Source organism: Caulobacter sp. P4_E5 (assembly GCF_056401555.1).
This window is the reverse complement of sequence record NZ_JBFUJD010000004.1, coordinates 58217-83504: the sequence shown is the minus strand read 5'-3', so window position 1 is coordinate 83504 and position 25288 is coordinate 58217. Positions and strand designations below refer to the sequence as shown.

General features: G+C 68.3%; 27 protein-coding genes and 1 pseudogene. 15 read left to right on the top strand and 13 right to left on the bottom strand.

The genetic code is table 11. The features are described 5' to 3' along the window. Positions 1-80: 80 nt before the first annotated feature. Positions 81-935 (bottom strand): ATP-grasp domain-containing protein, encoded by an 855-nt coding sequence (locus tag AC1DSO_RS02240; RefSeq protein WP_477067283.1) that lies wholly within the window; start codon positions 933-935, stop codon positions 81-83. A 147-nt stretch (positions 936-1082) separates the two neighbouring features. Here AC1DSO_RS02240 and AC1DSO_RS02235 point away from each other — a divergent pair, with 147 nt between their 5' ends. From AC1DSO_RS02235 to AC1DSO_RS02210, 6 genes are read left to right on the top strand one after another with little or no spacing between them, the layout of a single operon-like run. Beyond that, entirely contained in the window at positions 1083-2072 is a 990-nt protein-coding gene (locus AC1DSO_RS02235; protein ID WP_477067282.1) for an adenosine kinase, read from the top strand. 24 nt (positions 2073-2096) lie between these two features. Further along, complete coding sequence (gene hisB, locus AC1DSO_RS02230; RefSeq protein ID WP_477067281.1) at positions 2097-2687, top strand: imidazoleglycerol-phosphate dehydratase HisB; 591 nt, start codon at positions 2097-2099, stop codon at positions 2685-2687. 6 nt (positions 2688-2693) lie between these two features. Beyond that, positions 2694-3335, top strand: a complete 642-nt coding sequence (gene hisH, locus AC1DSO_RS02225) for an imidazole glycerol phosphate synthase subunit HisH (RefSeq protein ID WP_477067280.1) — start codon at positions 2694-2696, stop codon at positions 3333-3335. After that, positions 3323-4057, top strand: coding sequence for a 1-(5-phosphoribosyl)-5-[(5-phosphoribosylamino)methylideneamino]imidazole-4-carboxamide isomerase (hisA, locus tag AC1DSO_RS02220; protein ID WP_477067279.1), 735 nt, complete (start codon positions 3323-3325; stop codon positions 4055-4057). Before hisH ends, hisA begins: the two co-directional genes overlap by 13 nt. Further along, entirely contained in the window at positions 4057-4839 is a 783-nt protein-coding gene (gene hisF / locus AC1DSO_RS02215) for an imidazole glycerol phosphate synthase subunit HisF (protein ID WP_477067278.1), read from the top strand. Before hisA ends, hisF begins: the two co-directional genes overlap by 1 nt. Next, positions 4836-5162, top strand: coding sequence for a phosphoribosyl-ATP diphosphatase (locus tag AC1DSO_RS02210; protein ID WP_477067277.1), 327 nt, complete (start codon positions 4836-4838; stop codon positions 5160-5162). The genes hisF and AC1DSO_RS02210 overlap by 4 nt, the downstream gene beginning before the upstream one ends. Positions 5163-5784: 622 nt before the next feature. Here the strand turns inward: AC1DSO_RS02210 and AC1DSO_RS02205 are convergent. From AC1DSO_RS02205 to timA, 4 genes are all read right to left on the bottom strand, one after another. Next, positions 5785-5925: a hypothetical protein gene (locus AC1DSO_RS02205; RefSeq protein ID WP_477067276.1), complete on the bottom strand. Its 141-nt coding sequence runs from the start codon at positions 5923-5925 to the stop codon at positions 5785-5787. Between the two features lie 102 nt (positions 5926-6027). Next, a complete protein-coding gene (locus AC1DSO_RS02200) occupies positions 6028-6594 on the bottom strand; it encodes a Smr/MutS family protein (protein ID WP_477067275.1) in 567 nt (188 codons plus the stop codon). A 1-nt stretch (position 6595) separates the two neighbouring features. Continuing rightward, on the bottom strand, positions 6596-7774 hold the full coding sequence (gene mltA, locus AC1DSO_RS02195; RefSeq protein ID WP_477067274.1) for a murein transglycosylase A: 1179 nt from the start codon (positions 7772-7774) through the stop codon (positions 6596-6598). Next, positions 7774-8382 (bottom strand): TIM44-related membrane protein TimA, encoded by a 609-nt coding sequence (timA, locus tag AC1DSO_RS02190; RefSeq protein WP_477067321.1) that lies wholly within the window; start codon positions 8380-8382, stop codon positions 7774-7776. Before timA ends, mltA begins: the two co-directional genes overlap by 1 nt. 146 nt (positions 8383-8528) lie before the next feature. On the opposite strand from timA, the gene secB reads away from it, so the two are divergent. Next, positions 8529-9017, top strand: a complete 489-nt coding sequence (gene secB / locus AC1DSO_RS02185) for a protein-export chaperone SecB (protein ID WP_477067273.1) — start codon at positions 8529-8531, stop codon at positions 9015-9017. Between the two features lie 69 nt (positions 9018-9086). Continuing rightward, positions 9087-9167, top strand: a pseudogene (locus tag AC1DSO_RS02180) (hypothetical protein); the annotation flags it as partial. A 51-nt stretch (positions 9168-9218) separates the two neighbouring features. Here AC1DSO_RS02180 and AC1DSO_RS02175 read toward each other — a convergent pair. Continuing rightward, the gene (locus AC1DSO_RS02175; RefSeq protein WP_047413838.1) at positions 9219-9905 is read right to left on the bottom strand and encodes a response regulator transcription factor; all 687 of its coding nucleotides are present in this window, start codon (positions 9903-9905) and stop codon (positions 9219-9221) included. A 75-nt stretch (positions 9906-9980) separates the two neighbouring features. Here AC1DSO_RS02175 and AC1DSO_RS02170 point away from each other — a divergent pair, with 75 nt between their 5' ends. After that, complete coding sequence (locus tag AC1DSO_RS02170; protein ID WP_477067272.1) at positions 9981-10487, top strand: L,D-transpeptidase family protein; 507 nt, start codon at positions 9981-9983, stop codon at positions 10485-10487. A gap of 110 nt (positions 10488-10597) precedes the next feature. Here AC1DSO_RS02170 and AC1DSO_RS02165 read toward each other — a convergent pair whose 3' ends face one another. After that, positions 10598-11266, bottom strand: a complete 669-nt coding sequence (locus AC1DSO_RS02165) for a YggS family pyridoxal phosphate-dependent enzyme (protein ID WP_477067271.1) — start codon at positions 11264-11266, stop codon at positions 10598-10600. 12 nt (positions 11267-11278) lie between these two features. On the opposite strand from AC1DSO_RS02165, the gene AC1DSO_RS02160 reads away from it, so the two are divergent. Next, a complete protein-coding gene (locus tag AC1DSO_RS02160) occupies positions 11279-11899 on the top strand; it encodes a thiamine phosphate synthase (RefSeq protein WP_477067270.1) in 621 nt (206 codons plus the stop codon). A 6-nt stretch (positions 11900-11905) separates the two neighbouring features. On the opposite strand, the gene AC1DSO_RS02155 is transcribed toward AC1DSO_RS02160, so the two are convergent. Then, a complete protein-coding gene (locus AC1DSO_RS02155) occupies positions 11906-12316 on the bottom strand; it encodes an NtrZ family periplasmic regulatory protein (RefSeq protein ID WP_477067269.1) in 411 nt (136 codons plus the stop codon). Positions 12317-12569: 253 nt separating this feature from the next. Between AC1DSO_RS02155 and AC1DSO_RS02150 the strand changes: the two genes are divergently transcribed. The 4 genes from AC1DSO_RS02150 (at position 12570) to holA (ending at position 17398) form a co-directional block, all read left to right on the top strand. Next, positions 12570-13097 (top strand): DUF3576 domain-containing protein, encoded by a 528-nt coding sequence (locus AC1DSO_RS02150; RefSeq protein ID WP_477067268.1) that lies wholly within the window; start codon positions 12570-12572, stop codon positions 13095-13097. 136 nt (positions 13098-13233) lie between these two features. Next, positions 13234-15819: a leucine--tRNA ligase gene (gene leuS / locus AC1DSO_RS02145; RefSeq protein ID WP_477067267.1), complete on the top strand. Its 2586-nt coding sequence runs from the start codon at positions 13234-13236 to the stop codon at positions 15817-15819. 5 nt (positions 15820-15824) lie between these two features. Beyond that, positions 15825-16340 carry an LPS assembly lipoprotein LptE gene (gene lptE / locus AC1DSO_RS02140; protein WP_477067266.1) on the top strand — a complete coding sequence of 172 codons (516 nt, stop codon included), beginning with the start codon at positions 15825-15827 and terminating at the stop codon, positions 16338-16340. A gap of 5 nt (positions 16341-16345) precedes the next feature. Continuing rightward, positions 16346-17398 carry a DNA polymerase III subunit delta gene (holA, locus tag AC1DSO_RS02135; RefSeq protein WP_477067265.1) on the top strand — a complete coding sequence of 351 codons (1053 nt, stop codon included), beginning with the start codon at positions 16346-16348 and terminating at the stop codon, positions 17396-17398. Positions 17399-17609: 211 nt separating this feature from the next. On the opposite strand, the gene AC1DSO_RS02130 is transcribed toward holA, so the two are convergent. The 5 genes from AC1DSO_RS02130 to AC1DSO_RS02110 form a co-directional block, all read right to left on the bottom strand. Beyond that, positions 17610-18542, bottom strand: coding sequence for an IS110 family RNA-guided transposase (locus tag AC1DSO_RS02130; protein WP_477067264.1), 933 nt, complete (start codon positions 18540-18542; stop codon positions 17610-17612). A gap of 277 nt (positions 18543-18819) precedes the next feature. Next, positions 18820-20397, bottom strand: a complete 1578-nt coding sequence (locus AC1DSO_RS02125; RefSeq protein ID WP_477067263.1) for a GH39 family glycosyl hydrolase — start codon at positions 20395-20397, stop codon at positions 18820-18822. Between the two features lie 79 nt (positions 20398-20476). Next, the gene (locus AC1DSO_RS02120) at positions 20477-22447 is read right to left on the bottom strand and encodes a TonB-dependent receptor (protein WP_477067262.1); all 1971 of its coding nucleotides are present in this window, start codon (positions 22445-22447) and stop codon (positions 20477-20479) included. Positions 22448-22528: 81 nt separating this feature from the next. Next, positions 22529-23392, bottom strand: coding sequence for a dienelactone hydrolase family protein (locus tag AC1DSO_RS02115; protein ID WP_477067261.1), 864 nt, complete (start codon positions 23390-23392; stop codon positions 22529-22531). A 62-nt stretch (positions 23393-23454) separates the two neighbouring features. Further along, positions 23455-24483, bottom strand: a complete 1029-nt coding sequence (locus AC1DSO_RS02110) for a glycosylasparaginase (protein WP_477067260.1) — start codon at positions 24481-24483, stop codon at positions 23455-23457. A gap of 55 nt (positions 24484-24538) precedes the next feature. On the opposite strand from AC1DSO_RS02110, the gene AC1DSO_RS02105 reads away from it, so the two are divergent. Then, positions 24539-25276: a copper homeostasis protein CutC gene (locus tag AC1DSO_RS02105; protein WP_477067259.1), complete on the top strand. Its 738-nt coding sequence runs from the start codon at positions 24539-24541 to the stop codon at positions 25274-25276. Positions 25277-25288: the final 12 nt, after the last annotated feature.

Below are 25288 nucleotides of genomic sequence, written 5' to 3'. Positions count from 1 at the left end.
AAGATTAGCGCCTTCCGCCCCCTCTGGGAGCGGACGACCTCGCGCCGCGAGGTCCGGTGGGGGCCAGCTGAGCCAACCGCCTAAAGCGCCCGCGCCACCGCCGCCGCGAACGCCGCGCCCTTGTCGTGGGCGTGCTCCAGGAACAGGTCGGGCTCGATGGCCTCCAGCTCCATCAGCTGCGGCGTGTGGTCGAGCCCCCGGATCAGGTCGACGCGGGCATAGGTCAACCGCGCCCCGGCCGCTTCCAACACCATTTCGGCCGCGCGCAGGGCTTCCGGTTCGGGCGCGATCTCGCTGACCCGGCCGCCGAACTGCGGCTGAACGCGGAAATCGCCGTCGACCGCCACCTTGGCCACCGCGTGGCTGAAAACGCCGTCGAAATAGAACAGCGACAGCTCGCCCTCCTCGCCGACCGCCGGCAGGAACGGCTGGATCAGGGCTGACCCGGTCGGACCGCCCTCCAGAGACCCGTGGCGCTTGACCCGGATGGTCTCGTGAGATCCCGCCGAGATTTGCGGCTTGACCACCACCTCGTCGACCCCGAACGCGTCGAAGGCGGCCTGGACGGTCTCGGGGGTCAGCTGATCGTGAGCTTGGGTCGGCACCACCGGCGCGCCCTTGCCGGCCAGCTCGACCAGATAGGTCTTGGTCGAATTCCAGCGCAACACCGCCGGAGGGTTGGCCATGCGAACACCCGCCGCTTCGAGGGCGTCGAGCTTGGCGAACCATTCCGGTTGGCGACCGTGATAGCCCCAGGCCAGYGACGGCATGACCAGCCGCGTCTGGTCCGTCTCGATCGCGTCGGTCCAGGGCTGCGCCGCGACGGTCAGGCCGTGGGCGCGCAGCGGCGCGGCCAGGCGCTCGAACAGCTTCGCCCAGGCGTCGCCATAGCGGTGCTCATCGCGAGCGGGGACCAGAAGCAGGACGTCGACCATCGGTTTACCCACGCTTGATAGGAAGGTCGCAGCTAGGATGTCGGGACGCCCGGAACAAGGCTCGCGTTGCCTTGCGGCCCTACTTCCTTTAATCGCCAAGTGTTTTCGGCCGCTTGGCCGTGTTCTTTCAAAGGTTTGCTCCGCCCCATGACCGCGCTCTACGACGTCGCCGCCATCGGCAACGCCATCGTCGATGTCATCGCCCAATGCGACGACGCCTTCCTCGCGCGTGAGGGCCTGGTGAAGGGCTCGATGGCCCTGATCGATCCGACCCGGGCGGCCAGCCTGTACGACGTCATGGCCGCAGCGATCGAAGCCTCGGGCGGCAGCGCCGCCAACACCGTGGCCGGCGTCGCCAGCTTCGGCGGCCGCGGCGCCTTCATCGGCAAGGTCGCCGATGATCAACTGGGCTCGGTCTTCCGTCACGACATGAAGGCCATCGGCTGCATCTTCACCACGCCGTCCCTGGCGGAAGGTCCCGCCACGGCGCAAAGCCTGATCAACGTCACCCCTGACGCCCAGCGCACCATGTCGACCTATCTGGGCGCCTGCGTCGAGCTGACCCCGGCCGACGTCGACCCGGCGATCATCGAGGCGGCCCAGTACTCCTATCTGGAAGGCTATCTGTTCGATCCCCCCGAAGCCCGCCGCGCCTTCGCCAAGGCCGCCGCGCTCAGCCACGGCGCGGGCCGCAAGATCTCCATGACCCTGTCCGACAGCTTCATGGTCGACCGCCATCGCGGCGCCCTGCTGGGCTTCATCGAAACCCAGTGCGACATCGTCTTCGCCAACGAGGACGAGGTCTGCTCGTTGTTCGAAACCACCGACTTCGACGCCGCCGTGAAGGCCTTGGCCGCGCGCAGCGAGATCGCCGCCGTCACCCGGGGCGAAAAGGGCTCGGTCGTGGCCGCTGGCGGGCAGCTTCACGAAATCTCGGCCTACCCCGTCGAAAAAGTCGTGGACACGACCGGCGCGGGGGACCAATACGCGGCCGGTTTCCTCTATGGCCTCAGCCAAGGTCGCCCGCTGCCGGTCTGCGGCCAGCTGGGCAGTCTCGCCGCCGCCGAGGTGATCAACCACTATGGTCCGCGCCCGCAGGTCAGCCTGCGCGAGCTGGCCGCCCAAAACGGCCTCTAAGGCAAGAACGGACTGTAGGATTCAATGGCCCGCACCGCTGAAGTGGTCCGCGAGACGAAAGAGACCCAGATCCGGGTCTGGATCGATCTCGACGGGACCGGCGCCTCGACGATCTCCACCGGCATCGGTTTCTACGACCATATGCTGGAGAGCTTCGCGCGCCACGGCGGCTTCGACCTGAAGGTCGAGACCAAGGGCGACCTGCACATCGACATGCACCACACGGTCGAGGACACCGGCATCGTGCTGGGCCTGGCGATCAACAAGGCGCTGGACGGCTTCAAGGGCATTCGCCGCTTCGGCCACGCCTATATTCCGATGGACGAGACCCTGACGCGCTGCGCCATCGACCTGTCGAACCGGCCCTATCTGATCTGGAAGGTCGATTTCAAGCGGCCCAAGGTCGGCGAGATGGACACCGAACTCTTCAAGGAGTTCCACCACGCGTTCGCGATGAACGTCGGGGCGTGCGTCCATCTGGAGACGCTGTACGGCGACAACACCCACCACGTCGCCGAGAGCGGCTTCAAGGCCCTGGCCCGGGCGCTGCGTCAGGCGGTCGAGATCGATCCCAAGACCGGCGGCCAGGCCCCGTCCACCAAGGGCGTGCTGTAGGAACCCATGCAGACCGTCGCCCTGATCGATTACGGGTCGGGCAACCTGCGTTCGGCCGAAAAGGCCCTGCGCGAGGCGGCCCGCCGCTCCGCGATCGACGCCGACATCGTTGTCACCGCCGATCCCGACCTTGTCGCCAAGGCCGATCGCGTCTTCCTGCCCGGCGTCGGGGCCTTCGCCTCGTGCCGCGCGGGCCTCGACGCGTCCGGCGTCTACGAGGCGATGAACACCGCCGTGCATGGCCGAGGCGTTCCGTTCCTGGGTATCTGCGTCGGCCATCAGCTGCTGGCCAGCGAAGGCCTGGAATTCGGCGTCACCCACGGCCTCGACTGGATCGCCGGCCAGGTCAAGAGGCTGGAGCCCACCGATTCGGCCTTGACCATCCCGCACATGGGCTGGAACGCCGTGACCCTGGTCCGCGACCATCCGCTGTTCGCGGGCGTCGAAAGCGGCGCCCACATGTACTTCGCCAACTCGTTCGCCCTGACCACCGCCGACTCGGCCGACCTGGTCGCGACCACCGATCATGGTGGTCCGTTCACGGCGGCTGTGGCCAAGGGCAATGTCGCCGGCGTACAGTTCCACCCCGAAAAATCACAAGCTTCAGGGCTCGCCCTGCTCGCCAACTTCCTGGAATGGCGCCCATGATCCTCTATCCCGCCATCGACCTGAAGGACGGCCAGTGCGTGCGCCTGCTGCACGGCGACATGGAAAAGGCCACGGTCTTCAACACTTCGCCCGCCGATCAGGCCCAGCGCTTCGTCAAGGACGGCTTCTCGTGGCTGCACGTCGTCGACCTGAACGGCGCGATCGAGGGCAAGTCGGTCAACACCACCGCCGTCGAGTCGATCCTGGAATCGATCTCGATCCCGGTGCAGCTGGGTGGCGGCATCCGCACGCTGGAAGGCGTCGAGAGCTGGATCGAGGCCGGCGTGTCCCGCGTCATCCTCGGCACCGTGGCCGTGCACGACCCCGAACTGGTCAAGAAGGCCGCCCGGCTGTGGCCCGAGCAGATCGCCGTGGCGGTCGACGTTCGTGACGGCAAGGTCGCGATCGACGGCTGGACCGGCCTGTCGGACCTGTCGGCGATCGATCTGTCGCGCCGCTTCGAGGATGCGGGCGTCGCGGCCCTGATCATCACCGACATCAGCCGCGACGGCGCCCTGACCGGCGTCAATGTCGAAGGCGTGGGCGAGCTTGCCGACGCCGTCTCGATCCCGGTCATCGCCTCGGGCGGCGTCGCCTCGGTGGCCGATATCGAGCGCTTGAAAGCCCGCAAGGGCGTCGAGATCGCCGGCGCCATCCTGGGCCGCTCGCTGTACGCCGGCACCATCAAGCCCTCCGAAGCCCTGATCGCGGCGGTCGCCTGATGCTGAAGACCCGGATCATTCCCTGCCTCGACGTGAAGGACGGGCGGGTGGTCAAGGGGGTCAATTTCGTCTCCCTGCGCGACGCCGGCGATCCGGTGGAGCAGGCCAGAGCCTATGACGCGGCCGGCGCCGACGAGCTGATGTTCCTGGACATCACCGCGTCCAGCGAGGGCCGCGGTCTTATCCTGGACGTCATCTCGCGCACAGCCGAGGTCTGCTTCATGCCCGTCTCGGTGGGTGGCGGCGTGCGGCAGGTGTCCGATATGCGCCGCCTGCTGCTGGCCGGGGCCGACAAGGTTTCGGTCAACACCGCCGCCGTCGAGAACCCCGACCTGATCGCCGGCGGCGCCGACGCCTTCGGAGCCCAGTGCGTGGTGGTGGCCATCGACGCCAAGGCGCGCGAGGACGGCTCGGGCTGGAACGTCTGGACCTACGGCGGCCGCAAGGACACCGGCATCGACGTCGTGGAATGGGCCGCCAAGGTCGTCGAGCGCGGCGCGGGCGAGATCCTGCTGACCTCGATGGACCGCGACGGCGCCAAGATCGGCTATGACATTCCGCTGCTGAAGGCCGTGACCGGCGCCGTGACGGTGCCGGTGATCGCCTCGGGCGGCGCGGGCAAGACCGAGCACCTCGTGGAAGCCGCCCGCGACGGCCACGCGGCCGCCGTGCTGGCCGCTTCGATCTTCCACTTCGGCGAGATCAGCATCGGCGAGGCCAAGCAGGCCATGGCCGAAGCGGGCATTCCCGTGCGTCTCGACGCGCTGAAGGGGGCCGCATGAGCGCTCGCCTGACCGCCGTCCTGGCGCGCCTGGCCGCGACCATCGAGAGCCGCAAGGGCGGTGATCCGGCCGCCTCCTACACCGCCAAGCTGCTGAACGACCCGGCCCTGGCCGCCAAGAAGCTGGGCGAGGAAGCGGTGGAGACGGTGATCGCCGCCGTCGCCCAGGGGCCCGACGCCCTGGCTGCCGAGAGCGCCGACCTGCTGTACCACTGGCTGGCCCTGATGGCGGCTTCGGGCGTCTCGCTGGACGCCGTGGCCGAGAAGCTTGAGGCCCGGGAGGGGACTTCGGGGATCGCCGAAAAGGCGTCGCGGAAGCTTTAGTGCTCGCAGGGTCGGCTTACGACCCGTTGCGGACCTTGGGATTTTCAGTGATTTTCTCGCCATGAAGAGACTGTGGCTGGCTACGCTGCTCTTGGTGACGTCGTGTGGTGACGGGCCACGAAACCCGCCGCCTATTGCACAAGACCTTGATGTGTCGATCGAGAACAAAGAATGGCCTAAGCGCCTTGCTCAACACTTTCCGATCGGCACGGCTGAAACTGTGGTTTTGGATACGCTTCAATCGCAGGGGTTCGCGATAGATCGAGCGGCGCGAACGGCCAAAGCTCATTGGACCAAGGGCATCTGTGAGCATGATGTCGATGTGGCCTGGAAAGCTAGCGACGCAGGTGTGATTACAAGCGTCGGTGGGCGATACTTCCCAACCTGCCCATAGTCCGCTCACCATCCATTGCGGTTTTTCGATTGGAGAGTTTAACCTGCGGTAGATTGAGGTGGTCTGATGACGCAAGCGCTAGTAGCGGCGGTAGTAGTTCTGGGCACTGTGGCGCTGCTTACAACGATGTCTCTGCGCGCCAACCGCCGCTTCGAAAGCCAATCCCGATTGCCAATGCAGTGGGGGCTGGATGGCTCGATAAACTGGACCGCGCCCCGTAAGGTCGCGCTAGCGTTCACCCCGGTACTGGCTGCGGTCTGCCTGGTGCTCGTCGCTGTCGCAGCAGCGTTCGTAAAACCGAGGGCTGGTCAGGAAGGCCTTGTCATACCAGTAGTTATTTTCTGTGCGGTCGTCTTCCTCGTAGCGCACGCCTTCCACCTCCGGCTGATCCGACGGGCGCTCCAAAGGCAATAGTAAGCTGCACTGCGATGGGCTCAGGCGCCCGACCCCTTTTCCACCCGTTGCGGACACTCAACTCTTCCGCTTCAGCGCCACGTACAACGCGCCCTCCCCGCCGTGCCGCTGATCGGCCGTGGAAACCCCCGCGATCATCTCGCGCAGGCCGGACCCCGCCAGCCATTCAGGCGTCCGCTTCTTCAGCACCCCGTGCCCGATCTTGCCCTTGCCGGTGATGACTAGCACGGCGCGATGGCCGTCGTCATAGGCGCGACGGATGAAGGCCTCGAGCGTGGCGCGGGCCTGGTCCTGATCGAGGCCGTGCATGTCGAGCCGCGCGCCGATCGGGTCATGCGCCTTGACGATCCGGCGTTTGCGGTTGGGCTCGATGCCTTCGGCCGGACCCTTGGGGACCTTCGGCGCGGCCGGCTTGAACTCCTCGGGACTCACCCGCAACGGCGCGATCGACGCCAGGTGGGTCGGCGGGTCCAGCGGGATGGCCGTGGCGGTCTTCACCGGTCGGATCCGGGCCTTGCTGCGCATCTTCTCGGGCTTTTCGGCCACGCGAGGCGTCACGGTCGAGGCGACCAGCTTCCAGAGGCGGCGGTCGTCCTCGGGTCCAGGCGGCGGCTTCCTGGCCACGTTACGATTGCGGGTTCGGCACGAGCCGGTAGAGGCGCAGGGCGTGGCGCACGCGGCCGGCCTCGGCGCCGGCGGCCGAGCCCGTGCCCATGTAGAGGTCGGCGCGCACCTCGCCCTTGATCGCCCCGCCGGTGTCCAGCGCTACCGCCAGGCGGCGATAGACGGGGAAAGCGCCGGAGAGCTTCGGAGCCGCGGCGTCCAGCCAGTAGAGACCACCGAAGGCGTGGCGGCTGGGATCGACCGCGATGGCCCGGCCGGCCGGCAGCGGCACGCCCGCCGCGCCGACGGGCTCCTTGCCGTCATCGGCGGCCATCTTGAAGAACACATAGCGCGGGTTCAGCTGCATGATCGCGTCGGCCTCGGGGCCCCGATGGGCCGCTAGCCAGGATCGGATCGCGTCGCCCGAGGTGTTGTTGTCGGGCAGCAGGCCTTGGTCGCGCATGGCGTTGGCGATGCCGACGAAGGGCTTGCCGTTCGAACCGGCGAAGGCCGCCCGCACGCGCCGACCGTCGGGCAGGACCAGCACGCCCGAACCCTGGATCTGCAGGAAGAACAGCTCTTCGGGCCGCATCCAGGCCAGGGGCTTGTCGGTCGGAACCGCCTCGATGGCTGCGCGGTCGGGATAGGGCACGAAGGTCGGGCCCTCGACATGGCCAGTGACCTTCTTGCCGACGAAGGCGGGCTCGAACGCGCCGAGATCCAACACCACCAGGTCGGCCGGCAGGCCGCGCACCGGTACGCTGAACTCGTCGTTGCGCGACATCCGCGCCTCGTATTGCGGAGCGAAATAGGCCGTCAGCAGGCCCTCGTCACCCACCGGCTCGGGCCGGAAATTGCTCTCGAGGAACAGGCGCGCGCCCTGCTCGTCCTGAATCCCGCTGCTCCGCGCCAGGCCACAGGCGCGGGCCATGGCCGGCTCCTTGGCCACGCCGCAGCCGGCGCGGAACGCGCTCAGGGCGGCCAGATGGTCCTCTTCGCCCCAGCCGGCCAGGCTGGAGAACGACAGCGCCGTCGGCGCCATGGTCGAGGGCGGTGGCGGCGAAACGGTGGTCGTGGGCGGCGGCCTGGGTCCAGTCGCCACGGGCGGACGCGGCGTCACCGAGCTGGCGCAGGCGCTGACCAGCAGCGCCGCAGCCAAGGCCAGCGGCGCGAAGGCGGACGGGATCGAGACGCGGACCATCACGCCTCGGCGGCGGCCACGAACGAGAGGAACCAGTTCGGATTGGCGCTCTTGACCTCGCGCTCGAACGTCCAGAGCTCGGCCGTGCGACGGTCGTCGACGCCCTCGCCGCGCTCGTCCTTGGTGCGGGTGCGCACCTCGGCCAGGACCCGCACCACCGCCTTGGCGATGTCGCCGACCACGTCGATCTTCTCGAGATCCAGGCGCGGCGGGGTCAGGAACTCGACCTTCTCGCTGCGGCCAGCGGCCTCGCGAGCGGCCATGGCTTGCTCGAAATTGCTCATCACCTCGGGCGCCAGCAGCGGCTTCAGCGTCTCGCGGTCGCCTTCGGCATAGGCCTTGACGATCTGCTCATAGGCCGCCCGGGCCCCGGCCAGGAACTTGGTCGGATCGAAGTCGGGCTGTTTGGACTTCAACACCGCCACGCCTTCCGTGCGCAGAGCGGGATGGGCATCGACCGGCGCGCTTCCGCCGCCCGACTGCGCCGTCGCGGGCGCGTCCTCGGGCTGGCGACCGACGCGGCGGCCGAGCGTGGCGTAGAGCTGGTACAGAACGACCGCGGCGACCGCGGCGAGGAACAGGATCTGGAGCACTTCGAGGTCCGTCAGCGGGCTTTGGAGCCCAGGATATCATGTCTATATAGGCGAGACGCGCTCTCTCGTCAGGCGCCTGACATTGCGCCAGGCGGGGCCTCATGGTAGCAGCGCCCACCTTTCTTCAGGCGTTCTAGCCGCCGATTACGGATTTTATCCTAATGACCGACACCACCGCCCCCGAGGCGACTTCGGAAGAGACCGCGGGGCAATCGGGCATCCGCATCCTGGCCCAGTTCGTCCGTGACTTCTCGTTCGAGAACCCGTTGGCCCCCGACAGCCTGCGCGCCGGCGCGGCCCAGCCCGCTATCGACATGGGTGTCGAGATGAATGCCCGCGGCCGTCCCGACGGCCTGTTCGAGGTCGACCTGAAGCTTTCGGCCCGCGCCCTGCGCGACGAGCAGGCCGTGTTCCACGTCGAGGTCGTCTATGGCGGCCTGTTCCACATCGAAGGCGTGCCCGAAGCCGATCTCGAGCCGGTGCTGCTGATCGAGTGCCCGCGCTTCCTGTTCCCGTACGCTCGTCGCCTGATCTCGGACGTGACGGCCGAGGGCGGTTTCCCGCCCTTCCTGATCGACCCGATCGACTTCGCCGGCGTCTACGCCGCGCGCAAGGCCCAAGCCGAAGGCCAAGTGGTCGGCAACGCCTAGGTTCGAAGGCGAGCTGAATTCGGAAGGGGGCTCGATCGGGAACGGTCGGGCCCTTTTTCATGGCCCAAAATAGCGCGTCATCCCGGTCGCAGCGAAGCGGAGAGCCGGGATCCAGGGGCAGCCTCGTTGCGCCGGCCCCTGGGTCTCGGATAGCGCTACGCGCTTCCGGGATGACGAGGATTTGTGCGCGTCTCGAGCCGCTTACGGCTGCAGCCGATAACCGCCCATCTCGGTGATCAGGATCCGCGCCACGGCCGGGTCCGGCTCGATCTTCTGGCGTAGGCGATAGACATGGGTTTCCAGGGTGTGGGTCGTGACCCCGGCGTTGTAGCCCCAGACCTCCGTCAGCAGCTCCTCGCGCGACACCGGCTTGGAGCCGGCGCGGTAGAGGTACTTCAGGATATTGGTTTCCTTCTCGGTCAACCGCACCTTCTTCTGCTTCTCGTCGACCAGCAGCTTGGCGGACGGGCGGAACTCGTACGGCCCGATCCGGAACAGCGCGTCTTCCGAGGCCTCGTAGCTGCGCAGCTGGGCGCGGATGCGGGCCAAGAGCACGCCGAAGCGGAAGGGCTTGGTGACATAGTCGTTGGCGCCGGACTCCAAGCCCAAGATCGTGTCGCTGTCGCTGGCCGCCGCCGTCAGCATGATCACCGGGGCGGTGACCCCGTTCTTGCGCATCAGCCGGCAGGCCTCGCGGCCGTCCATGTCGGGCAGGTCGACGTCCAGCAGGATCAGGTCGGGCTTGATCTCGCGCGACATCCGCACGCCTTCGCCGGCGCTCGCGGCCTCGGCGACCGCGAACTCCTCGTGCAGGGCCAGCTGCTCGGCCAAGGCGCCGCGCAGGTCGTCGTCGTCGTCGATCAGCAGAAGGGTCTTGCGTTGCGCCATAAGGCGAAACATGCACCGCTGCGGCCCCCGGGGACAACCCCGAGCGAGGCCTTAAGTCCGAGGAGTCGCCCTTCGATGCTGTTCCGCGCCCATACCGACGGCCGCTTCGAACTGGATGGGCGCACCTTACGCTGCGCGATCGGCAAGGCGGGCGTGATCGCGGCGGCCGAAAAGCGCGAGGGCGACAACAAGAGCCCGCTCGGAACCTGGCTCATGCACGAGGTCTGGTATCGGCCGGACGTCTATCCGAACGGCCCGACCACCGCCCTGCCGCTTCGCGCCACCCGACCCGAGGACGGCTGGTGCGACGCTCCCGACGATCCGAACTACAACCGGCCCGTCACCCTGCCCTATGCCGCCAGCGCCGAGCGGATGTGGCGCGACGACTCCGTCTACGACCTGGTGGTGATCTTGGGCCACAACGACGACCCGCCGGCCCCCGGCATGGGCTCGGCGATCTTCATGCACCTGGCGCGAGAGGGTTATCCCGGGACGGAAGGGTGCGTGGCGCTGGCGCGAGAGGATCTGGAAGCGGTGCTGGCGGCGGCGAAGCCGGGGGATGCGGTCGAGATCGTCGCCTAGCTATCCTGTCATCCCGGGCGAAGCGTAGCGAAGACCCGGGACCGCAACAGGCCCGGAGCTTCCGGCGGTCCCGGATCTGCGCGCTGCGCGCTTGTCCGGGATGACAGCCCCTATTGAGCGTAGGTCCTCACGCCAAAGATCGCCGATCCCACCCGCACCGAGGTCGCGCCCTCGGCGATCGCCGTCTCGAAGTCGTCGCTCATGCCCATCGACAGCTTCGCGACACCGTTGCGGACGGCGATCTCCCGCAGCAACGCGAAGTGCGGCGACGGGTCGGCGTCGACGGGCGGAATGCACATCAGACCCTCTATCGTCAGGCCATAGGTCGTGCGACAGGCGGCGATGAAGGCGTCGGCGGCGGCGGGCGTGATTCCGGCCTTTTGCGGCTCTTCCCCGGTATTAACCTGGACGTAGAGGCGGGGGGCCTTGCCGGTTCGTTTGATCTCGTCGGCTACGGCGCGGGCCAGCTTCTCCCGGTCGAGCGTCTCGATCACGTCGAAGAAATCGACCGCCTCGCGAACCTTGTTGGTCTGCAACGGGCCGATCAGGCGCAGCTCCAGCCCTTCGCGGCGCTGGCCCCAGCGTTCCATGGCCTCCTGGACCCGGTTCTCGCCGAACACTTTCTGTCCCGCCGCCAGCACGGGCGCGATATGCTCCCACGGCTGGGTCTTGGAAACGGCCACCAGCGTCGTCGATCCCCCCGGCCGGTTCGCGCGGGTCTCGGCGGCGGCGATGCGGTCGCGGATCTCGGCGAGGGCTTGCGACTGGGCGAGCGACATGAGGAAACGGCCTTGCACGACGTGAGCGAACTGGAAGTCCTGTCTAGTGCGGCCGCGACCTTCCCGCCAAGGACCGCGCGCGGCGTGACCTTGCCGAACCTGCTGTTCTTCACCGATCCGGCCCGGGTTCCTGATCCCACGACCGTGGCCGAGCGCCTGCCGCGCGGGGCCGGGATCGTGTTCCGGGCGTTCGGCGCGCCCGACGCGGTCGAGCAGGGCCGCCGCCTGCGGGCGATCGCCAACGAACGCGGCCTGCTGCTGCTGGTCGGCGCTCACGCCAACCTGGCCGAGGGCATCGGGGCAGACGGCCTGCACATGCCTGAACGCCTGGTGGCCGACATTCCCCGCCTGCGGGCCGAACACGCCCGCTACCTGATCACGGTCGCCGCGCACGACGAGCGCGCCGTGCGGGCGGCGGAACGAGCCGGAGCGGATGCGATCGTCGTTTCGCCGGTCTTTCCCAGCAATAGTTCGTCGGCGGGAGACCCGCTGGGCGTTGATGCCGTAAAGGATCTGGTCTCGGCCACCGCCCTGCCCGTCTACGCCCTGGGCGGCGTGCGGGCGCGCACGGTCACGCAGCTGATCGGCGGCGGACTTGTCGGGATTGCGGCAGTGGAAGCCCTGGCGGGCTAACCAACCCTAGAACTTGAAGGCGGTTTCCAGGCGGACACGCGGCGCCGGATCGGGCTGCTGGGCCTTGCGAGCGGCCAGGGCCGGGTTGTTCTCGCCCAGGCTGACGGCGCCGCCGACGCGGATGGACGGCGTCACCTTGAAATAGGCGCCGGCCTGCACGTCCTGCAGTTCCATTTCGCGGCTGGTCGGCTGGTCGAGGTCGAGCTTCAGGCCCCAGCGGCCCTTCTTGGCGTCCCAACGCAGGGTGCGTTTGTCATCCTGCGGGTATTGGACGCCGGCGGCGGCGCTGGTGAAGTCGTTCTTGACGCTGAAATCGGGCGCAACGGCGTGAGGTTTGGCCTGGGCGAACGCGCTCGACGCCGATCCCGTTAGGATCAGCGCGGCAGCCCCGGCCAAGAAGAAACGCGTCGCGACCATCGCTACTCGCCGCCCATACTCTGTTGTCCCCACCCATCCCATATAGGAACGAGCCCTTACATTGCGATTAAAGGCTTGGCCGGAACGCGGTCAACCGGCCATTGGTCGCACTTCGGGCTGAATTGGGCGATTCAATCGACTCCTGTGGCGACGAGGTCACGCGATTCCTGTTTTGAGGCGGCGTAGCCATGCTATAGACCGGCTCCCGGCCGCGGGGGCGCGCCAGGATGCGCGAAGCCGCGTCGGCGAGACATTGGAGCGAGGTACTATGGCGTTTGAGCGTGGGTCTGTGATGCGCGGCGTCGCCGCGGGCGTCCTGGCTCTGTCCCTGCTGGGCGTGTCCGCCTGCAGCAGCAACAAGCCCCCGAAGACGTTCTCGACGCAAAGCGACGAACCGGGCCTGAACCCGTTCAAGCGCTTCGGCGGCGGCAACAAGGCTCCGGCCTCCGAGGGTTCGATCGGCGTCAACGGCTATCTGTGGCGCGCCAGCCTGGACACCCTGGCTTTCATGCCCCTGGCCTCGGCCGACCCGTACGGCGGCGTGATCGTCACCGACTGGTACGTGAACCCCGAGACCCCGGCCGAGCGCTTCAAGGCCACGGTCTATATCCTGGACACCCGCCTGCGCGCCGATGGCCTGAACGTCACGGTGTTCAAGCAGTCCAAGGACATCAACGGCGGCTGGGTCGACGCTCCCGTCGCCGACCAGACCGCCACCGACATCGAGAACGCGATCCTGACCCGCGCTCGTCAGCTTCGTCTTTCGAACATCAAGGGCTAAGGCCCCAAGGGTCCTCTTCCCGGCGAAGAGGACCCTGACGTCCTATTTTCTCAGCGCGCTCCAGCCGCGAAACCGCATAACTTGTCGCGGACGCGCTTCTTGAGCGCGCTTTTCCGTATCAAGATCCTGGTTTCCGATGGCCCGCTACAACCCCAAAGACACCGAGCCCAAATGGCGTGACGCCTGGGCCAAGGCCGACGTCTTCAAGACCGGCGAGATCAACGACGGCCGTCCGAAATACTACGTGCTCGAGATGTTCCCGTATCCGTCGGGCCGCATCCACATGGGCCACGTCCGCAACTACGCCATGGGCGACGTCGTGGCCCGCTACAAGCGCGCCCAGGGCTTCAACGTCCTGCATCCCATGGGCTGGGACGCCTTCGGCATGCCGGCCGAGAACGCGGCCATGGAGCGCGGCGTCCACCCCAAGGGCTGGACCTACGACAACATCGCCGCCATGCGCGAGCAGCTGAAATCGCTGGGCATTTCGATCGATTGGTCGCGCGAATTCGCCACCTGCGACCCGGAATATTACGGCAAACAGCAGGCCTGGTTCCTGCGTCTGCTGAAGCGCGGCCTGGTCTATCGCAAGGAAGCCTCGGTCAACTGGGACCCAGTCGACATGACCGTCCTGGCCAACGAGCAGGTCATCGACGGCAAGGGCTGGCGCTCGGGCGCCACGGTCGAGAAGCGCAAACTGACCCAGTGGTTCCTGCGCATCACCGACTACGCCGACGCCCTGATCGACGGCCTGAAGACCCTGGACCGCTGGCCCGACAAGGTTCGCTTGATGCAGGAGAACTGGATCGGCCGCTCCAAGGGCCTGCGCTTCAAGTTCCAGTTCGACGGCGAAGCGCCCGACGGCATGGCCGAGGGGCTGGAGGTCTACACCACCCGTCCCGACACCCTGTTCGGCGCCAGCTTCGTCGGCATCGCGCCCGAGCATCCGCTGGCCGAGCGCCTGGCGATCGAAAATCCCGAGATCCAGCAGTTCGTGGCCGACTGCCGCAAGGGCGGCACCTCGGAAGCCGAGATCGAGAGCGCCGAAAAGCTGGGCTACGACACCGGCCTGCGGGTCAAGCACCCCCTGGACCCGTCGATCACCCTGCCCGTCTGGATCGCCAACTTCATCCTGATGGACTACGGCGCCGGCGCGATCTTCGCCTGCCCCGCCCACGACCAGCGCGACCTGGACTTCGCCCGCAAGTACGACCTGCCGGTCCTGCCGGTGGTGCTGCCGACCGGTGAGGATCCCGCGACCTTCCAGGTCGCCAAGGAGGCCTATGTCGGCCCCGGCAAGATCTTCAATTCCGAGTTCCTGGACGGCATGGACGTCGAGGCCGCCAAGGCCGAGGCCGTCGCCCGCATCGAGAAGGCCGGCCAGGGCCAGGGCGCGACCGTCTACCGCCTGCGCGACTGGGGCATTTCGCGCCAACGCTATTGGGGCTGCCCGATCCCGGTCATCCACTGCGCGAGCTGCGGCGTTGTGCCCGTGCCGGAAAACCAGCTGCCGGTCGCCCTGCCCGAAGACGTCACCTTCGACAAGCCGGGCAATCCCCTGCTGCGCCACCCGACCTGGCGCCACACCACCTGTCCCTCGTGCGGCGGCAAGGCCGAACGCGAGACCGACACGCTGGACACCTTCATCGACTCCAGCTGGTACTTCGCCCGCTTCGCCGACACCCACGCCGCCGAGCCGGTCGGCAAGGACGCGGCCGACTACTGGTTGGCGGTCGACCAGTATATCGGCGGGGTCGAGCACGCGATCCTGCACCTGCTGTACGCCCGCTTCATCACCCGCGCCCTGAAGGACGAGGACCTGTTGTCGGTCGAGGAGCCGTTCGCGGGCCTGTTCACCCAAGGCATGGTCACCCACGAGGCCTATAAGAACGAGGCCGGCGAGTGGGTCGAGCCGTCGGAGGTGGTGATCACCGCCGAGGGTAACAGCCGCACCGCCAAGCACGCCAAGACCGGCGCGCCGATCGTCATCGGCGACATCGAGAAGATGTCGAAGTCAAAGAAGAACGTCGTCGCTCCGGAGGACATCTTCGAGGCCTATGGCGTCGACTCGGCGCGCCTGTTCGTGATGAGCGACAGCCCGCCCGAACGCGACGTCCAATGGACCAATTCGGGCGTCGAGGGCTCCTGGCGCTTCACCCACCGCCTGTGGAACGAGTTCGACAGCCAGCCGGCCGGCGACTTCGCCCATGACGAGACCGACGAAGCGGCCCTGGCCCTGCGCAAGGCGGCCCACAAGCTGATCGGCTTCGTCACCGACAGCATCGAGGGTTTCCGCTTCAACAGCGGTGTGGCGCGCCTATACGAGTTCCTGAACGCGCTGAAGGCCGCTCCGGCCGAAGGTGCTTCGGACGCCGTGTTGGCCGCCCGCGCCGAGGCCCTGAACATCCTCGCTCGGCTGGTCGCTCCGTTCACGCCCCACCTGGCCGAAGAGGCCTGGGCCAGCATCGGCGGCCAAGGCATGGTCGTCGACGCGCCCTGGCCCAAGGCCGACCCGGCCCTGGCCGCGGACGACGAGCGCGTCCTGCCGATCCAGATCAACGGCAAGCGTCGCGGCGAGATCAAGGTCAAGGCCGGCGCCCCGGAGGACGAGGTCCAGAAAATCGCTCTGGCGGATCCGAACGTCCTGGCCCACCTTGAGGGCGTCACGGTCCGTAAGGTGATCGTGGTCAAGGACCGTATCGTCAACATCGTGGCCAATTGAGACCGATGAAACGCACCCTGCTGATTGGCGCCCGAACCTTCGCGATCGCGGCGCTGTCGATGACGGTCCTGTCGGCCTGCGCCGGCTTCACGCCCCTATACGGCCGCCCTGGTGTCGAGGGCGGGCTTTCCAGCATCGAGACCGTCGCGGCCGAGGGCCGGGGCGGCTATTTGCTGCGCGAGCAGCTGGACGACGCCTTCGCTCACCGCCAGGGCGACCCAGCGGCCTACAAGCTGGTGTTCGGCGTCAACGAGCAACGCTTCGCCCGCGGCGTGCGTCTGGACAATGTCGCCAATCGCTATGAGCTGCGGATGTCGGTCACCTGGCGGCTGCTCGACGCCCACACCGGTGTTGAGGCCCACAAGGGCTCGACCGACGTCTCGGTAACCTACGACTCCGCCGACCAGCCCTACGCCGCCATCGCGGCCCAACAGGACGGTCAGGAGCGGGCCGCGACCGAGGCCGCGCGCAAGATCCAGCTGGACCTCGCCACCTGGCTGGCGGGCAAGAAGCCGGCTTAGAGGCCATGATTCTCTCCAAGCGTCCGGACGTCGAACGCTTCCTCAAGGAGCCGACCCCGGACATCCGGGCCGTGGTGCTGTACGGCAAGGACCGAGGCGTGGTGCGCGATCGCGCCAACGCCTTGGCCAAGCGCGTGGTCGAACGCCCGGACGATCCCTTCGACACCGCTCAGCTGACCGACAGTGACCTCGACGGCGATCCGGCCAAGCTGGAGGACGAATTGTCGGCTCAGTCGATGATGGGCGGCCGCCGTCTGGTGCGTCTGCGCCTGTCCGGCGAGAAGGCCGGACCCGACAAACAGGCCGCAGAGGCCCTGACCCGCCACGTCGAAGGCCAGCTCAATCCCGACGCCTTCTTCCTGGTCGAGGCCGGCGCCCTGGGCCGCGAATCCCAGCTGCGCAAGGTCGGCGAAAAGGCCAATGGCTGCGCCGTCATCCCCTGCTACGAGGACGAGGCCGGCGACCTTGCCCGCCTGACGCGCGACACCTTGGCCAACGACAAGGTCAGCCTGAACGGCGAGGCGCTGGACCTGTTCGTTTCCCGCCTGCCCAAGGAGCGCGGCGTCGCCCGCGCCGAGATCGAGCGTTTGGCGCTCTATCTGGGTCCGAACAGCGGCGTCAACGCCACCGCCGCCGACCTGACCGACTTCCTGGGCGTGGAACCCGAAGCCTCGCTCAGCGACGCCGCCGCCGACGCGTTCGGCGGCAAGGCGGGCGCGGCCCAGACCGCCCTGCGCCGCGCCGCGGCCGAGGGCGAAGGCGGTCCGGCCGCCGTCCGCGCCATCGGCTATTATCTGGGCCGTCTGCGCCGGGTCCTGACCCTGCACAAGAACGGCGTCGACCTGCAGGCCGCCGCCAAGGCCGCCGGCGTCTTCTGGAAACAGGAGCGCGAGTTCCTGCGCCAGGCCCGGGCCTGGAACCTGGAAGCCATCCTCGACATCCAGGGCGAGGTCCTGACCGCCGACCGCGCTTGCAAGACCTCCGGCTCGCCGGATCAGCTGATCGCCGAGCGTTTGGCGCTGATGATCGCCGGGCGCGCGCGACGATTGGGGCTGTAGGCCGAAAACGCCTCGCCAAGCGTAGAACGAGGTCTCCAAGCTTCATCACCACGACAATGAGCTTGGTCACGATATTGAGCGCGTCTAGTTCGGTCATGATTCAGATCCTCCTCGAGTGAGAATCCTTCGGCTTTGCGGGCGGGGGGGTTAGCTACCGTCCCATTTCACTCGTCATCCCGGCCGCAGCGGGGCGGAGAGCCGGCAACTGTGTTTACGGCTGGAATGAGAGTTGGTCGCGCAGGAGGGCGTTTGCGGTGACGAGGAGCTTTCGGGCGATGGCGATGAAGGCCAGCTTTGGGGGTTTTCCGGCGTTTCGCAGGGCTTGGTAGGCGGCCTTGAAGCGGCTGTTGGAGCGGGAGGCGGCGACGGCGGCCATGTAGAGGGCGTCGCGGACGCGTTTTCGGCCGCCGCGAATGGCGCGTTGGCCGCGCAGCTTGCCGGAGTCGTGGTTGAAGGGGGCCAGGCCGGCGAGGGCGGCGATGGTCTTGGGCGAGCGCTGGCCCAGTTCGGGCAGCAGAGCGATCAAGGTGGCGGCGGTGACGGGGCCAACGCCGGGGATCGAGCGGATGAAGGCCTGGGCGCGGCGCAGGTCGGGAACGCTGGCGATCAGGTCGGCGATCTKGCGGTCGAGGTCGGCGATGGCCTCATCCAACCAGGCCAGGTGAGCGTCCAGACCGTCGATCAGGTCGRCCTCGTCCAGCTCGGYGCGGCGGGCGCGTTCCTGCTGGCGCATGGCCACCAGCTGGTCGCGCCGCTTGTGCAGCAGGGCCAGCCGCTCRCGGGACGGATCGGCGGGCTCGGCCGCTCTGGGGCGCAAGGCCGCGCCCAGGATGGCCAGCATGCGCGCGTCGATCTGGTCGGTCTTGGCCAGGAAGCCAGCAGCCTGGGCGAAGGCGCGGGCCTTCGTCGGGTTGACCCGGGCATGGGCGACCCCGGCCGCGGCCAGCTCCTGGCGCAGGAACCGGTCGTAGCGGCCGGTGGCCTCGAAGACGACGAAGCGCCCCAGGGCCGCCCATCGCGCGGCCAGGGCCTGGACYTGTTCGCGTGTGTTGGCCACGCGCTCGCCGCGATCCAGCGCGGCGTCGAACACGTCGAGATGATGCTTGGACACATCGATCCCGACCACGTCAGGGTGTATGGTCATCGTGCCTGTCCCTGTGATGCGAGGTCCGCGCCAACGGCCTCGTGCAACTGTTCAGGTGTGGTCTAAAGCGGGCGGGGATCTGGCCGGCTAACGGTCTCAAGACCTGGGACCCAACGATCTCCCGCCCGTGACCAATCTCTCACAGTTTCGACACACAGGGACCCAGGGGCCGCCGCAGCGCGCCGGCCCCTGGGTCCCGGACAGCCTCTGCGAGGCTTCCGGGATGACAAAGGTTTAGGGCTTTGATTTCTTTCTGTGGCTCACCCGAGTTCGGAACTTAGACCGGTTCCAGCTCGACCAGCACGATATCGTTGGCGCGCATCGGCAGGTCGACCACCGCCTCGCCGCGCACCTTGATCACCTTCTCGATCTCGGGACGATCCTGGGTCAGCGCCTCCAGCTGGCGCAGCTGCTCGGCGGTCAAGGTCTTGGGCAGGCCCATGTCGATATAGGCGCTATAGGCGTCGTTGGCGCGATAGCCGGTCCGGCGGACGCGCAGGCTATAGGACCCGGGCTTCAGCCCCGCCACCCGCAGCTTCAGCGGCTCGACGTCGAGGGTCGGATGCAGGCGGGTGTAAAAGGGCCGATTGCTGACCTTCTGGTCGGGCTGCCGCCAGGCATAGGCTAGGGCCGCCACCCGGTCGCCGTCGCGGGCGGCGAAGACCTGGCCGTCGTCGCAGGCGATCTCACGCCCCTTCACGGCGTTCAGATACTTGTAGGCGAACCAGGCGGGCTTGCGGATCCCCTGCGGATTCATCAGGCCGAAGCCGCCCTCGAACGGCTTGGTCGGCGGGCCCGGCTCCTCGAACAGGTCAGTATAGGTCCAGTAGCTCATGCCCTGGACCAGGCCCTGGGTGCGCCGCAGCTTCTCCAGGATGTAGGCGGCGCTGACATAGCTGTCGTGGACGCTGTCGCGCGGCGTGTAGCTGGTGCTCCATTCGGTGAAGTAGAGCGGCAGGTTCGGGAAGGCCGAGGCCTGGATCTGCTCGCGCACCCGCCGCACGTCGCCGACGATGGCGTCGGGCGAGGCCGACAGCTTGGTGTCCTGCTCGCCCTTCTCGTCGAGGAAGCCGCCGTCGACGCCGTAAGTATGGGTGGTGACGAAATCGACGGCCGAGCCGGTGGTCTTCACATGGGCCAGGAACTCCGGGACCCAGGCCGCGCCCGCCGTCGAGGGGCCGCCGACCCGCAGGGCGGGATCGACCGCCTTGATGGCCCGCGCCGTGACGTCATAGAGCTCGAAATAGGCCGCCTGGTCGGCCTTCTCCCAGAAGCCGTCGAGGTTGGGCTCGTTCCAGACCTCGAAGAACCACTTGCGGACCTCCTCGACGCCGTACCGCTGGCGGACGTGCCGGACAAAGGCGTCGATCAGGTCACGCCAGGGCTCCAGCTTCGGGTGGGAGGTGTTGCCCTTCCAGTAGAAGATGGTCAGGTCGGAGGTCTTCATCGCGTCGGGCGTAAAGCCCAGCTCGACGAACGGCCGGATCCCCTTGGCCAGCAGGGCGTCATAGAGCTGATCCAGCTTGGTCCAGTCGTAGACGATCTTGCCGTCCTGGACCTTCACCGTGCCCAGCACGTCGTGGAAGATCGCGTGGAAGCGGATGTAGCGGAATCCCAGCTCGTCGACGGCGGTCTTCAGCTGGGCCTGGCTGTCGGGGCGGATCAGGGTTCCCGGATAGTCCGAACCGACCGAGAGGTCGAAGAAGCGATCGACCGGACCGCCGGTCTTGGCCAGGTCCAGGGCCACCACGCGCGGCGCGGCCGGCGCGGCCCAGGCACGGGTGATCGCGGCCAGATTCGCCAACGGCGCCAGGCTCGAGAACGCGGCCAGCACGGTTCGGCGCGACATCGCCATGGTGTTCCTCCCTCTTGTTGGCGAAAGGGCTACACGGCGATGATAGCGCTATCAATCGTTATTGTAGGACAATTTCCACTCAGCGACGCAGGGCGAAGCCGACATAGATCGTCCGGGGCGCCGAATAGCTGGTGACGCCGTCCGCCGTCTGGCCGACGGCGAGGTCGGCGTCCAAGGCGTTGTCGGCGGCCAGGTAGATTTCGCTAATCGGCGACACCTTCCAGCCCGCCCGCAGGTCGAGCCCCGTCCCCGCCTTCAAGGTTCGCGTGTTCAGGTCGTCCTCGAAACGCTTGCTCTCGTAGCGCAGGTCGGCGTCGAGGCTCAGGCGCTCGATCGGCCGCCAGCGCGCCCCGGCGGTGACGGTCAGGGCCGGCGCCTGGGCCGGGCGCTTGCCGGTCAGCTGGGCCGCCCCGTCGACGCGAGCGTGGGTGGCCGAGAAGGCCGCGCGCACGGCCCAGGCCGGCGACAGGTCGGCGGCGACGTCGCCTTCCAGGCCATAGGCGTTGATCTCGCCGGCGTTGCGCCGCTGGCGCAGCACGCCGCCGGCCGGGATGAAGCCGGCGACCGGGAAGGTCCCGGGGCCGATGCCGATCGTGACGTTGGTGATCGGATCCTGGACCTGATTGTAGAAGGCGCCGAGGGTCCACCGCACCGCGCCCTCTCCCGCGAGCCCGGTCTCGAGGCCGTACAGGGTCTCGGGCTTCAGCGCGGCATTGGCCTCGGTGACGTCGTTACCGACCCGGAACGGGCGGTGCAGTTCGTTCAGGGTCGGCGGCCGGAAACCGGCATAGGCCGCCGCCCGCCACCAGACCTCGCCGGACAGGCGCTGGCGCACGCCGACCCGCGCCGTCGGCGTGGTTCCGGAGGCGTCGGCCGGCGGCGCGTCCAGGGTCAGGGCGCCCGTCGACGCGTCCCGCTCGCGACGGACGCCGGCATAGGACCGCCAGCCGTCCAGCCGCGCGCCGGCCGCCAGGGAGAAGTCCTCGCGGGCATAGGCGGTCTCGGCATAGAGGCCGCCGACCAGGGTGCGGCCGCCGGCCGTGCGCCGCCGGGTGAACGCGCCGGACAGATAGCGGAACAGCTCGTTGGTCCGTCCCTCGGTCGCCCGGACGTCGCCGCCCAGTTCCCAGGACCAGTCGCCGGCCTTGTGCTGCCAAGCGGCGTTGAGACCGTAGCCGTTGGCCGGGGTCGAGTACTGGTCGTTGGCCGGCGTCGTCCCGACCCGCCCAGCGGCGACAGCGGCCGAGGTGTTCTCCAGGTCACTGGACCGCGCCCAGGCCTGCAGCCGCCAAGCCTCGCCGGCCAGGGTCACGGCCAGCACCCCGCCGGTGGCGTTCGAGCGCGCCCCGACCAGGCCGGCCCCGCGCTTCTCCTGGAACGCCCCGGCGCGCACCGCCCAGCGGACGCCGCCGAGATCGCCTTGGACCCGGGCCGCGATCGAACCGTCTTCAAGGGTCGTGGGCGCGTCGGCCGCCCCCGCCGCCGCGCCGCGCACGGGGCGATAGCCGTCGGTGCGCGAGCCGCTGGCGGTCAGCAGCACGTGGTCGGTCCCGAAGGTCCCGGCCGCGCGCCAGCTGTCGCGCTGGCCCGCCTGGGCCGTGAAGCTGGACAAGCCGCCACCGACCGCCCGCTCACGGAGGGCCACGACGCCGGTCAGGGCGCCGGCGCCATAGGGGCCCGCCCCCGCGCCGCGCACGATGGTCGCGCCGGAGAGGCCCTCGCCCGGCAAGCCGGTCCAGATCACCCAGCCCCCGAACGGGTCGTTCTGCGGCGCGCCGTCCAGGGTGACCAGCGCCCGGCCGGCGCCGGACGGCGCCACGGCGCGAAGAGACAAGCCCTGGATGGTCGGATTGGCCGCATCGCTGCCGGTGCGACGGAACAGCGAGACGCCCGGCGTCGTCTTCAACACGTCGTCCAGCCGCGCCTGGCCGCCCAGGGCGCGAGCGTCATAGGTCGCGGTGGAGAAGGCTTCCTGGCCCGCCAGCGACGGCAACCGCGGCGCCTCGACGACGACGGCGGACACCGGGGACGGCGGGGCTTCAAGCAACACGGGCGACCTCTAGGCGGAGAACAGCCCGGTGTAACGGAGGTCGGCGGCCAGGGCCATCGCCCCAGCCGCCGCCCGGATCCGCTAAGCCAACGCCTTCTTGTACAGCGCCAGCAGTTCGCTCCAGGCCTTCTCGGCCGAGGCCTCGTTGTAGGCCTGGCTGCCGGGAACGGTCCAACCGTGGTTGGCGCCCTTGTAGACCTCGACCGTGGCCGAGCGCTTGGCCTCGGCGAAAGCGGCCTTCAGCTTGTCCTTCGAGGCCGGATCCCGCTGGTCGTCGTTGTCGGCGACGGCGACCAGGTAGTCGGCCTTGGTCTTGGGGATCAGCAGGACGGGGCTGTCGGGGCCGTCCGCCGTCAGACCGCCGCCGTGGAAGCTGGCCACCGCGCCGATGCGATCTGGCGCGACGCCGGCGGTGCGGAACGCCAGCGGCCCGCCCATGCAGTAACCCTGGGTCCCGACCCRCTTGGCCTTGTTGGTCTGGGGCTGGGCGTCGAGGAAGGCCACGAACGCCTTGGCGTCGACCACCGCCGTCGTCGGGGTGACGGTCTTGGCCAGGGCCATGATCGCCTCGCGGTCCTTCGGGTCGGCGAAGTTCATCGCCCCCTCCATCACCGGCGCCTTCTTGGACCGGTAGAAGAGGTTGGGAACCAGCACAACATAGCCAGCCGCGGCCAGCCGACGGCCCATCTGGCGGAACACCGGGCGCAGGCTCCAGATGTCGGGCCACACCAGCACCGCCGGCCACTTGCCCTTGCCCTTCGGATAGAACAGGGCCGCATCGGCGACGCCGTCGGCCGTCTTGATCTCGACGTCCTTCTCCTCGACCGCATCGTCGGCATGGGCCACGGTCGCGACGCCGGTCAGGGCCGCGGTCAGCAGACCGAACTTCCGCCGCGAAATAGTCGGATCCTGCATGAGGCCGGGGTGGATTTCGTCATCGCACATGGCGGTCTCCTCCTGAATGAGACCGGCACGCTATAACCGCGTTATCCGTTCGCCTATCCACTTTAAGCTGGCGTCTGATAGGTCGCCTTGCCGGGCAGCAGCAGGTCCTGCTTGCGGCCGTCGCACAGGGCATAACTGAAGCCCGACTGGATCGCCCAGGCCCCGACCTCGCCCTGCTTGTTGACCGCCAGGAAGCCGACCTGAATGTCCTTGGCCTGGGGCTTCTTCTTCAGGATCCGCTCGACGGCCTCGCGGCAGGCGGCCTCGGGCGAGCGACCCTGGCGCATCAGTTCGACCACCAGGAAGCTGCCGACATTGCGGATCACCTCCTCGCCCACCCCGGTCGAGGTGGCGCCGCCGACGTCGTTGTCGACATAGAGGCCCGCGCCGATGATCGGGCTGTCGCCCACCCGGCCGCGTAGCTTCCAGGCCATGCCGCTGGTCGTGCAGGCCCCGGCGATGTTGCCCTTGGCGTCGATGGCCAGCATGCCGATGGTGTCGTGGTTGTTCGCCCCGCCGGGCGTGCCGAGCTGGCCCGAGGTCTTGCCGTAGTCGCCGACCTCGCTATTGGCCTTGGGCTGGTACTTGGCGTCCTTCTTCCAGGCCTCCCAGGCGGCCTTGGATTCCGGCGTCAGCAGTTCCTCGTACGGGAAGCCCTGCTCGATCGCGAACTGCAGCGCCCCCGCCCCGACCAGCATCACGTGCGGGGTCTTCTCCATCACCTTGCGGGCCACCGAGATCGGATGGGCGATGTGCTCCAGCGCCGCCACCGCGCCGCAGTTGCCCAGCTCGTCCATGATGCAGGCGTCCAGCGAGACGTGACCGTCGCGGTCGGGATAGCCGGCGCGGCCGACGCTGTGGTTCTTCAGGTCCTGCTCGGGCACCCGCGCTCCGGCCTCGACCGCGTCCAGCGCCCGGCCGCCCTTTGACAGCACCGCCCAGGCCGCCTGGTTGGCGGCGACGCCGAAGTCCCAGGTGGAGATCACGCACGGACCTTCCAGCTTCACCGAACCCTCCGCCGCTGACACCTTCGCGCCGATCATCGCCGATCCGACTAAGGATGCGCCGATCAGGCCCCTACGATTCATCATGCGCGTGTGCTCCAACAAGACCGCCCCGAATCCCTAGCATGAGCGAGAGCTGACCATGACCGCCGACCGCATTCTGCTGGAAGTCTGTGTCGATACGCCCGCCGGATTGGCGGCGGCGATCGCTGGCGGGGCGGATCGGATCGAACTTTGCGCGGCTTTGGCCCTGCAGGGCCTGACTCCCGCGCCCGGCCTGATGGCGTTGGCGGCCAGCGCGCCGATCCCGATCTATCCGATGATCCGGCCGCGCAACGGCGACTTTTGCTACGACGCCGGCGACCTGGACGCCATGCGCCGCGACATCGACGCGGTGCGCGCCTACGGCCTGGCCGGCGTGGTCATCGGCGCCAACCGTCCCGACGGCGAGCTTGATCTCGTGGTGCTGGAAAAGCTGGTCGAGCATTCGAAGGGTCTCGGCATGAGCCTGCACCGGTCATTCGACCTGGTCCCTGATAAGTCGGCCACGCTGGAAGTYGCCATCGACCTGGGCTTCGAGCGGGTGCTGACTTCGGGCGGGGCTCTCACGGCCCAGGCGGGGGCCGAACAGATCGCGACATTGGTCGAGCAGGCCGCCGGGCGGATCGGCATCCTGGCCGGCGCGGGCGTCCAGCCGGGCAATGTCGCCGACCTGGTGAAGCGGACGGGCGTGCGCGAAGTCCACGGCTCGTTCAGCGGCCCGATCCCTGGGGCGGCGCCCGGTTCCAAGCTCGGAGAGATGGGTTTCGTGCCGCCGGAGCTGCGGGATACGGATCAGGCGGCGGTGGCGGAGGCGGTGAGGGTTTTGCGCGGGCTGTAGCGACCTCACGAA